This is a genomic window from Amphritea sp. (assembly GCF_016744155.1).
In the GTDB taxonomy this organism is placed as follows: Bacteria; Pseudomonadota; Gammaproteobacteria; order Pseudomonadales; family Balneatricaceae; genus Amphritea.
The window spans coordinates 218,879-228,719 of the sequence record NZ_JADGEW010000002.1 but is presented as its reverse complement, the minus strand read 5'-3'; the positions used below and the strand labels follow the sequence as shown (position 1 = coordinate 228,719).

Annotated in this window: 6 protein-coding genes; 2 read left to right on the top strand and 4 right to left on the bottom strand. The window is 46.5% G+C overall.

Translation table 11 applies throughout. The annotated features are described in order from the left end of the window. Positions 1-430 precede the first annotated feature (430 nt). Entirely contained in the window at positions 431-637 is a 207-nt protein-coding gene (locus QZZ54_RS03670) for a ribosome modulation factor (protein WP_290698742.1), read from the top strand. Positions 638-719: 82 nt separating this feature from the next. Here QZZ54_RS03670 and QZZ54_RS03665 read toward each other — a convergent pair whose 3' ends face one another. The 3 genes from QZZ54_RS03665 to QZZ54_RS03655 form a co-directional block, all read right to left on the bottom strand. Then, on the bottom strand, positions 720-1,751 hold the full coding sequence (locus tag QZZ54_RS03665; protein WP_290698739.1) for a quinone-dependent dihydroorotate dehydrogenase: 1,032 nt from the start codon (positions 1,749-1,751) through the stop codon (positions 720-722). 64 nt (positions 1,752-1,815) lie between these two features. Beyond that, entirely contained in the window at positions 1,816-2,034 is a 219-nt protein-coding gene (locus tag QZZ54_RS03660; RefSeq protein ID WP_290698736.1) for a DUF2835 domain-containing protein, read from the bottom strand. A gap of 86 nt (positions 2,035-2,120) precedes the next feature. Further along, complete coding sequence (locus tag QZZ54_RS03655) at positions 2,121-6,935, bottom strand: NAD-glutamate dehydrogenase (protein WP_290698733.1); 4,815 nt, start codon at positions 6,933-6,935, stop codon at positions 2,121-2,123. A 208-nt stretch (positions 6,936-7,143) separates the two neighbouring features. Here QZZ54_RS03655 and QZZ54_RS03650 point away from each other — a divergent pair, with 208 nt between their 5' ends. Beyond that, positions 7,144-8,853 carry a BatD family protein gene (locus tag QZZ54_RS03650; RefSeq protein WP_290698730.1) on the top strand — a complete coding sequence of 570 codons (1,710 nt, stop codon included), beginning with the start codon at positions 7,144-7,146 and terminating at the stop codon, positions 8,851-8,853. A 13-nt stretch (positions 8,854-8,866) separates the two neighbouring features. On the opposite strand, the gene QZZ54_RS03645 is transcribed toward QZZ54_RS03650, so the two are convergent. After that, positions 8,867-9,778, bottom strand: coding sequence for a TIGR01777 family oxidoreductase (locus QZZ54_RS03645; RefSeq protein ID WP_290698727.1), 912 nt, complete (start codon positions 9,776-9,778; stop codon positions 8,867-8,869). Positions 9,779-9,841: the final 63 nt, after the last annotated feature.

The window sequence follows — 9,841 nt, the reverse complement described above, 5'->3', positions numbered from 1 at the left end:
CGGCAAACGCTTTTAAGACCAATGACTAAGATTAGATTTCAAAACAATTGTTATTAAAGTGAATTTTTTTCATTTCGAATTTTATAGTTTGAAGATACTTTGCAAGCCATTGAAGTCATAACTATTTTTGCAGTTGCGTTTATAGTAATTCTATTAAAACGCGATCTTTAATATCTTTTTTTAATTACACACCCAATCTTATTTCCGCCATTGTGAAATTCTGTGAAGTTCATAGTCCGATTTAACAAACTATGACAGATAAGCTAAGTAACGAAACTAGGCAACACATACAACAGGAGCAAGTAAGTCACAAAAACCAGGTTTACTGAGACGGCAAAGATTCGCTGAAATGACTAATTACTATTTCACTGTTAAGCACGTCACATTCAGTAACCTATCGAAAAATATAAAGAACCAGAGAGGCTGTCTTATGAAGAGACAAAAACGTGATCGTTCTTCAGTACTTTTCAACCGCGGTTTTCAAGCCGGGCTCGTCGGTAAATCAAGAGACGAGTGCCCAGTCAATATTCTAGACCTACGTAGCCACTGGATGAGTGGTTGGCGAGAAGGTCGGGAAGCCCACTGGAATGGTCAATCGGGTGTCTCAGCTATAAACATTAACCCATCTCTCCACTAACAAACCCACTTTAATTTGGGAAAGAACAAAGAAGAAAGGCTCCCCAGGGAGCCTTTCTTACATTGGTAAAAGCTCCACTAAACTAAGCCTTGGCATTAAGCTCCGCAATCGCTTTAACCGATTCGGTGATCAGCTCGGGGCCTCGGTAGATAAATCCAGAATATACCTGCACCAAGGAAGCGCCAGCTTCTATCTTTTCAGCAGCATCAAAGCCATTGGTAATACCACCCACACCGATAATAGGTAGCGCACCATCCAACTCACGGGCCAACACCCGTATAGCCTTAGTCGAAGCATTTCGTACCGGCACGCCGCTCAAACCACCCGCTTCAGCGGCAACAGGAGAGTCTTCTACACCTTCACGTGACAGCGTGGTATTCGTCGCGATAACACCATCCATCTCATATGATTTAAGCGCGGAAGCGACCAGACCAAACTCATCTTCACTCATATCCGGTGCAATTTTGACCGCCACAGGAACATACTTACCGTGAAGCTGAGCCAGCTTTGCCTGCTCTGTCTTAAGTGCCGCCAACAATTCATTCAGGGAGTCCCCGAACTGCAAGGAGCGAAGTCCCGGTGTGTTAGGCGATGATACGTTAACCGTAATATAGGAAGCTTTATCGTACACTTTGCGCATACAGATCAGATAATCATCCGTAGCATTTTCAACCGGGGTATCAAAGTTCTTACCAATATTTATACCCAGAACACCCTGAAAGCGACTTTTTTCGATATTCGCCAGCAGTGTATCTACACCCTGATTATTAAAACCCATCCGATTGATAATGGCCTGATGCTCGGGAATACGAAACATTCTTGGTTTAGGGTTGCCTGGTTGAGGACGCGGTGTAACGGTACCCACCTCAACAAAACCAAATCCTAATGCCCCCATGCCATCGATGGCTATGCCATTTTTATCCAGACCCGCAGCCAGACCAACCGGATTAGGGAACTGAATCCCCATCACTTCAACCGGCGAACTGAGCTTTTTGCTTGAACAAAGAGAACTCAATCCCAGATTAGCCATCAGGTTCAGGCTATTCAAAGACAGGTCGTGGGCCGTTTCTGGATCGAGCTTAAATAACAAAGATCGGGCAGCTTGATAGAGCATGGGATTCCGTTAGTCGAATTAATGTGCGGGCATTATATGCAAAGCGGCAAGCCCTGTAAAAAAATCAGAGCCGCTCAATGCTATTGAATTTTCCAGAATCGGTAAAACTTATCCGAAAACTACCTTGAATCCCGTTATGCAGGAGGTAGGGTTGCAACAACGATGAAGGAAAGCGAACTCGCCTACCATCCCGGCTTATCGCAACAACATCACGTACCTGTTGCCGATAATGGGCCAAATATTCATCTGAAGACAAACTTATATCAACGACAATGTGCTGCATATTTTAGATCTGATTAGAATTGAAAGATGACACTAAGCCCGGGTATAACCAAAGCCCCCGGCACTTAGAAAGCAGTCGGCAGTATTCTACTGGCAGCTTCGCCCCAATTCCACCAATTCAGCAATAGTTACTGTATACATTGCATAATCCGGCTTCTCTGCAGCTTTAAGCTCACTGATAAGCTGCAGCCAGCGCGCAAGCGGTTGTTCATGCTGAGCAGCCCAACTCTCAAGAACATCATCCCCGGCGGCATATCTGAGTACAGCAGACACGATAATTCGTTGCTGGTTATCAATATCATCACGGAAGGACTCGCGCGCCAGTGACTGCCACTGATTGCCCCGTTCCAGTTCGTTCAACCGGCTATTCAACCAGTGTAGATGTAACCTTTCCCCAACCTTGAACATAGTTTCGGTTACACGATCAACCGGCTGATCGTTTGCACCTGCCACATCGATGATATTCAAAACAGTATACAAACACCGGTTTCCAGCAATCATAGCGGCCAGATCCTCAGGCACACCGGCATCCACATAACGCTCATAAGCTTCATGCCAGTCCTGCTTTGGCTGGCCACAAAGGTAGCGCCCTAACTGACCGGCAATCTCACTGATAGTCACACGATAAAGTTCGACCTCTTTCTCACAGATCGTTTCATTTTCACTGCGATTGACCACGAACCACCGTGTTGCCCTACGCACCAAATACTGAAGTTCATTCATCATCGCCAGTTGTATGTTGGCTTCCACCAAATAGTCTAACGCTTCTATCCGTAACCAAATATTCTGAAGATCAAAAACCTCCCGGGCCAGTACATACGCACGCGCAATACGATCAATTCCTGAACGGGTGGATGAGCGCAAACGATCGACAAATTTAAACCCCATGTAATTAACCATATTATTGGCTAACTGGGTCGAAATAATCTCCCGTTTCAATGGGTGCTGTTGCAGAAACTCCTGATAAGGTTTGATTAAACGTTTGGGAAAAGCGGTCGCCAACTCTCTACCCATATATGGATCATCGGGGGTCTGTGAATCCAATAACTGTTGTTTCAGCTCCCCCTTACTGTATGAGACCAGAACCGCTAACTCTGGACGGGTGAGACCTACCCCTTCAACCTGTCGCTCTGTCAGTGCCTCATCTTCAGGAAGAAATTCAAGTCGACGGTTTAACTGCCCTCGTTGCTCAAGATCCTGAATGTAGCGACGATTTTCCCCCATCCCGTTCACCGCATGGATCTGCTCCAAGCTGATTGCCTGAACCTGACGATAATTATTAATCAGTACTAACTGACTGATTTCACCGGTCATCTCGAAGAGTAATTGGTTACGCTGTTTTTGTGTAAGATCTCCATTCACAACAACATCGTTAAGCAAAATCTTGATATTGACCTCATGATCGGAACAATCAACACCTCCTGCATTATCAATAAAATCAGTATTCATCCGACCAAAAAAGCGCGCATACTCCATCCTGGCCCGCTGAGTAACACCAAGATTCCCACCCTCTCCGATAACGCGACAGTGAAGAGTCCGGGCATCGATGCGTAAACTATCATTAGCCTTATCTCCAACCATCTCATGGGTTTCATCGCTGGCTTTGATATAAGTACCGATACCACCGTTCCACAATAGATCTACCGGGGCGCTAAGCAGACAAGATATCAGTTCATTAGGGGGCAGACGATCCTCTGTAATATCAAAGACATGTTTCATCTCAGGACTAATCTGAATCGATTTAGCAGTGCGATTAAAAACACCACCGCCTTTAGCAATTAATTTCTTATCATAATCATTCCATCCTGATCTCGGCAGATTGAACAGCCGCTCGCGCTCTTGCCAGCTTTGGGCTGCATCTGGAGCAGGGTCAACAAATATATGCAGATGGTTAAAGGCAGCCAGCAAACGAATGTGCTTTGAAAGCAACATCCCATTGCCAAACACATCACCGGACATATCCCCCACACCGATGACGCTAAAATCAGTCTGCGAAATATTGACACCTAACTCCCTGAAATGGCGTTCAACTGAGACCCAGGCCCCCTTTGCCGTAATACCCATTTTCTTATGGTCGTAACCTTGGCTGCCTCCAGATGCAAACGCATCATCTAGCCAGAAGTTATACTGTCGGGCGATCTCATTAGCTATATCAGAAAATGTAGCTGTCCCTTTATCTGCAGCAACCACCAGATAAGGATCATCCTCATCGAAACGTACGACATTGACGGGTGGAATGACTTCTCCATCCACCAGATTATCGGTCAGATCCAGCAGCGCACTGATAAACTGGCGGTAACACGCAACGCCCTCTGACTGCCATTCCTCCCGGCTCATCTGTGGATGAAGGCGTTTGGCAACAAAGCCACCTTTGGCTCCCACTGGAACAATGACTGAATTTTTTACCTGCTGCGCTTTTACCAACCCCAGCACTTCTGTACGGTAATCTTCGTAACGATCGGACCAGCGCAAACCACCCCGAGCGACCTTGCCTCCCCGAAGATGAACCCCTTCAAAACGAGAAGAGAAAACAAATACTTCGAACATCGGACAAGGTTCAGGGATATTGGGGATTTCAGCCGGGCTCATTTTTAACCCAAGATAAGGTTTCGCCTTCCCTTGACTATCTAATTGATAAAAATTGGTACGCAGAGTCGCTTTAATCAACGCAATGAGCTGGCGTATAACTTTATCATCATTCAGGTTTTCAACCTGATCAAGACTCGTCAGTAACCGCTGTTCAAGCAGTAAGGAATCAGTTTCACTCTGCTTCTCAGGATTAAATTTAGCATCAAACAGTGCGATCAACTGCTCAGCAATTTCACTATGAGCTGTCAGGGTGTTACTGATCGCGCTACCTATCAGGGGAAAACGTATCTGTTTCATATAGGCGGCATAAGCCCGTAACAGATCTACCTGTCGCCAGGTGAGCCCTCCCATAAGAACTAAACGGTTAAACTTATCATTTGCGGCATTACCAGCCCAGATCTGCATAAAAGCATCCTGGAATACCTTTTTCATATCTTGTGGGGCATGTCGGATAGCCATACTGCTCTGCAAACTGAAGTCATGTATCCAGACAGTGTCCTGATGGCTATTTATTGCATAGGGATGCTCATCAATAACCCGTAATCCAAGGTTTTCCAAAATGGGTAAAATATCAGAAAGAGGTAAAGGGGCTCCAAGATTAAACAACTTACAATTGTAGCCACTGGTCTTTTTGTCTAGCGCACTGTAAAAACTAAGTGACAACTGGCGATCACTATTCAGCTTCTGCATATGTTGTATATCGACTACGGCAGTCCGGGCAGGAGAATCCTCTTTATAACTGGAAGGAAATCCCCGACCGAACTGATTAAACGCAACAATTCCCCGCTCCTCTCCCAGAGTTTCAATAAGCGAATCATACAACTCATCTGACCAGCTTCTGGCAGCCTGACGGATCTTTTGCTGCAGAGCATCCACATCAATATTCTCAGGAATCGTCTGATCACTGCGTAAAATAAAGTGAGTCCGAGCTAAAATAGATTCAGAGAAATAGGTATTAAACTCAGCACGATTACAATTCAGTTCAGCCAGAAGCATCTGTTCAGCCCGTAATCTAAACTCGGTGCTGTAAACATCACGCGGAGCGTAAACCAAACAGGAAACATACTGACCAAACTTATCCCGCCGCAGGAAAAGGCGAATCTGACGACGCTCGTGAATATGAAGAATGCTTATTGTTGTTTCATAAAGCTCATCAATGCTCGCCTGAAACAGATCATCTCTTGGATGAACTTCGAGAATCTGCTGCAGTTCCTTCCAGTCATGTCCGTTCTTATGCCGTTCAGAGCGGGATAAAACGGCTGTTACTTTCTCTCTAACGACAGGAATCTCACGTGAATTACCGAGATAGACATCTGATGTATATAGTCCGAGAAAGCGACTTTCTCCTGTCACCCTTCCCATATTATCGAAACGTTTCAGAGTAATATAGTCAGGATAGGCTGGTCGGTGAACACGGGATTTACTAGGTGATTTAGTAAATGAGAGCAGCTCGGGAATCAATGAAAACTGAGCTTTTTCGCGAAGCGAATCATCAACCAGCTCCGCCCGACAATATTCATCGCAGTATTTCAGCAGCCCCTGCTGGCTGCCCAGAACGACTTCTAACTTTTTACCGCCCTTTCGAGTGAGCTTATACTCATCATAGCCAAGAAAAGTAAAATGCAATTTAAGCCAACTAACAAACTCCCTTGTTTCCCCTAGGCCTACAGGGCGCTTTTCAGGTTGAATCTGATCATACATCTTCAACAATTCATCAAGGCTATTCTCCATTGACTCAAAATCGCTAACCACAATCCCCACCTGGTACAAAACATCATCCAGATCGATTTGTAGATCATTGAGTAACTCAGCCCCGGTATGGCGATCAATCTCCAGGGTGATAAGGGTTTCATGATGCACACTTTTCGAGCGACTGGTATTACTAAGAAAGCCAGAAAAGAGATTGCTTTCATCCCGTTTCAGACTCAATACAGAGTTATGGACTCCGTGAATACCCAGGTGTCGACGACTTAGCTCAACCCGGAGAGAATCCATCGTAAAAGGTAAATCGTCACTCAGAACCTGAACAATAGTGTGGACAGACTGCCAGCCATGCTGTTCAACATCAGGATTGAATACCCGAATTTTAGGTTGCCCAGAAGAGTATTCCTGGAGAAACTCCCAGGCAGAGAGAGTAGAACCATAGAGGTCGTCACTACGCCAATTAAAAATATCTTCATCGGCTAAGGTGGCATAAAAATGGTCTGCAAAAGCCTGCACCTGAACCGCTCGTTTACCCTGCAAACGGGTTTTAATCTGACGGGAGAGTGTTGCTAATATTGCCGTTCGTGTTTCTCGAATTCCCTGAGCCATGTATACCCCTGAATAAAGACAACCGAGTAAGTTAAAGAGATCTATTTGAGTATAGTAAAAACAACGGCTTATGAAGGCCTAAAATATATCTTTTACCCATATTGTTCAGTTATGCTAGGGTAGCAGCAATGAACACCAAGCCCTGATTCAGAGCGAAAATGTAACTGTTGCCTGTTGTTGATAGTGCTTACCAGAGAAAAACCCGCTTATGTCGTTTCAGTTTCACTCAGTCCGTACCATCACCGCCGGTTTTATTGCACTCATCGCGCTGCCGGTTTTAGCCCAGGTTAGCGTTTCTTCAGACCGTTACTCGGTGGCTGAAGGTGAAGCGCTACGCCTTACCGTTGAAGTAGACCAAAGGGCTTCAGGCCGTCCGGACTTTTCCCCCCTGACCCGCGATTTTCACTTTCTCGGCAGTAAGCAGATGACCGTTTCCAGCTTCGCTAACGGGGCAAATCAATACACAACCCGCTGGAAAATCCTCCTAAGACCTCGGCACTCAGGTGAGCTCCAAATCCCGCCCCTTCAGTTTAATAATGAGTTTAGCCAACCACTGCTAATCAGTGTTGCAGGAGATACGGGAGCGGCTGCAATCATCAGTAAGGATGCTTACTTAGAAAGTGCAGTGGACGGCTATGAGGTCTACCAGAACAGCCAGTTACTCTATAGCCAACGACTATTTCATCTCGACGACCTTCCGCCGATGGCCTCTCTCTCAGAGCCCCTGATCAGTGGAGTAGTGATTGTTCCGCTAGGCGAAAAACTCCAATACACCCGTGAGATTAACGATCAGACCTACAAGGTTGTCGAACAAAACTACGCGCTCTTTCCCGAGCAAGCAGGCCAACTGTCAATTCCAGCCGCTCATTTCAGTGCCGGACCAGGCACCCCTGAGCTAAACTCAGACCCTATCCAGATTGATGTTCTACCCCTGGTGAGTCAAAAAATTCGTGGCTACTGGCTTCCAGCAACCAGACTGACGCTCGAAGACCTGACAACAGCACCCAATAATCTTGCCTTAGGTGAAAGTCAGACCCGTACACTAAAAATCAGTGCCGAGGGTCTATTGGCAGAGCAGCTACCTTCGCTCATTTCACTTCGCAATGAATTGGCCAGCATAGAGATTGAAGATGTCAGTCTGGAACAAAAAACCACTCCCAAAGGGATAGTCAGCAGCCGCACAGAAACTATTCGTATAACACCCGCTGAGCGCGGAGAAGTAACACTCCCGGAGATCACAATTCCCTGGTGGAATATCACTTCGGATAAAAGTGAAAAAGCCAGCCTGCCTCAGATAGTGCTTCGGGTTGAGCCAGCTTCCCCGAAAGCTATCGTAGCCGTTACTCCCGCAGCTCTGGCAACAACAGAAACGACGACCATAACTGAGACAGGTCAGGCTGTGATGGAACTACCGGCAGATAAACCGGCACCGATTGAAAAGAGTGGCAGCATTCGCCTACTAGTATGGTTATTGGCATCGGTAGCCATTATCACATCCCTCGGCTGGCTCTATAGTTTTTCATCCCAACGACGTAAGCAGCTGGCGCCTAAAGTTCAGCAATCTCAACCTGAAACCACCAAAGACAACAGTCCGGTAAACGAGAGCCACAAACTTAATCAAATGATTCAGGAAGAGCAACTTGCCTTCAGTAAAGTGGTGGATGCCTGTAATAAGGATATGCCGCTGGAAGCACGGCTATTGATGCTCGACTGGGGCCGATTGTTCTGGCCCCACAACCAGTTCAACGACAGCCTCGACCTGAGCGACCTGAATAACAGTAAGACTCTGGAGCTGCTGCTGATTGATATGGAAGGTTATATCAACGGTTCTGAGGCAGGTCACTGGTCTGGTGACCTTTTGGCGTCCGCATTGATGCATATCCGGGAAAACCAACTTCAAGAGGTTGTTCAGGAGTAATCACGCCCCGAGCTTAATCCCGCTCCGTTGGTTCAAGCACCTGATGCAGAGCGGATGGCAGATCTGGGAAGGCAAACTTATAACCTGATTTTAACAACCGCTCAGGGTGGACTCTCTGACCTTTAATCAACAGTTCGCTGCCATCCCCCATCAGTAATTCCAGCATCGCAGCCGGTACACGAAACCAAGCTGGACGACTTAGCGCGGAAGCCAGCTCCCGGGTAAATTCATCGTTAGTCACAGCCCCCGGAGCGGTCAGATTATAGGCCCCGGCATACTGTTGCTGAGCCAGCATCGTACTAATAACTTCGACCTGATCATCAATATGAATCCAGGACATCCACTGCGTTCCACGGGCAATCGGCCCTCCAAGACCTAGACGGAAAGCAGGCAGCATCTTTGATAACGCTCCCCCCTCCCCCAATACAATGCCAGTTCGAATCAGACAGACCCTGACGCCGAATGCCTGAGCCTTAAGCGCTGTTGTTTCCCAGAGTTTGCATAGCTGATGAGTAAAATCATCGACGACCTTACCCCGTTCATCCAGCTGAACATCATCACTGCGACAACCGTAATAACCGATAGCAGAACCGCTGATTAGCACATCTGGATTCCGCTCCAGCCGTTTTATCAGATCCATCAGTGCTTCTGTGGTCTCAATGCGACTATTTAATATCTCTTCCTTACGTTCCACATTCCAGCGTTTATCAACCACTCCCTCACCGGCAAGATTGATAATTCCATCAATCTGATCGCCACTGTCTATCTGCTCAAGATCAGTAATAACCGTAACTGAGTCGCCGAACAATTTTCTCGCTTTACTATCAGAACGTGCCCAGATAACCAATTCATGGTTATGTTCCTGAAGCCTTGATACAAGGTGACGGCCTATAAAACCTGTTGCACCACTGATAAGAACCTTCATATTCACCTTCCTAAACATTGCAATCAACGCAATCTGCCTCTATAAACATAGCCCAGTCAGGTA

Coding starts and splice junctions, on each gene's coding strand:
- QZZ54_RS03670 (WP_290698742.1), top strand. CDS start 431: ATGAAGAGACAAAAACGTGATCGTTCTTCAGTACTTTTCAACCGCGGT.
- QZZ54_RS03665 (WP_290698739.1), bottom strand. CDS start 1,751: ATGCTCTATCAAGCTGCCCGATCTTTGTTATTTAAGCTCGATCCAGAA.
- QZZ54_RS03660 (WP_290698736.1), bottom strand. CDS start 2,034: ATGCAGCACATTGTCGTTGATATAAGTTTGTCTTCAGATGAATATTTG.
- QZZ54_RS03655 (WP_290698733.1), bottom strand. CDS start 6,935: ATGGCTCAGGGAATTCGAGAAACACGAACGGCAATATTAGCAACACTC.
- QZZ54_RS03650 (WP_290698730.1), top strand. CDS start 7,144: ATGTCGTTTCAGTTTCACTCAGTCCGTACCATCACCGCCGGTTTTATT.
- QZZ54_RS03645 (WP_290698727.1), bottom strand. CDS start 9,778: ATGAAGGTTCTTATCAGTGGTGCAACAGGTTTTATAGGCCGTCACCTT.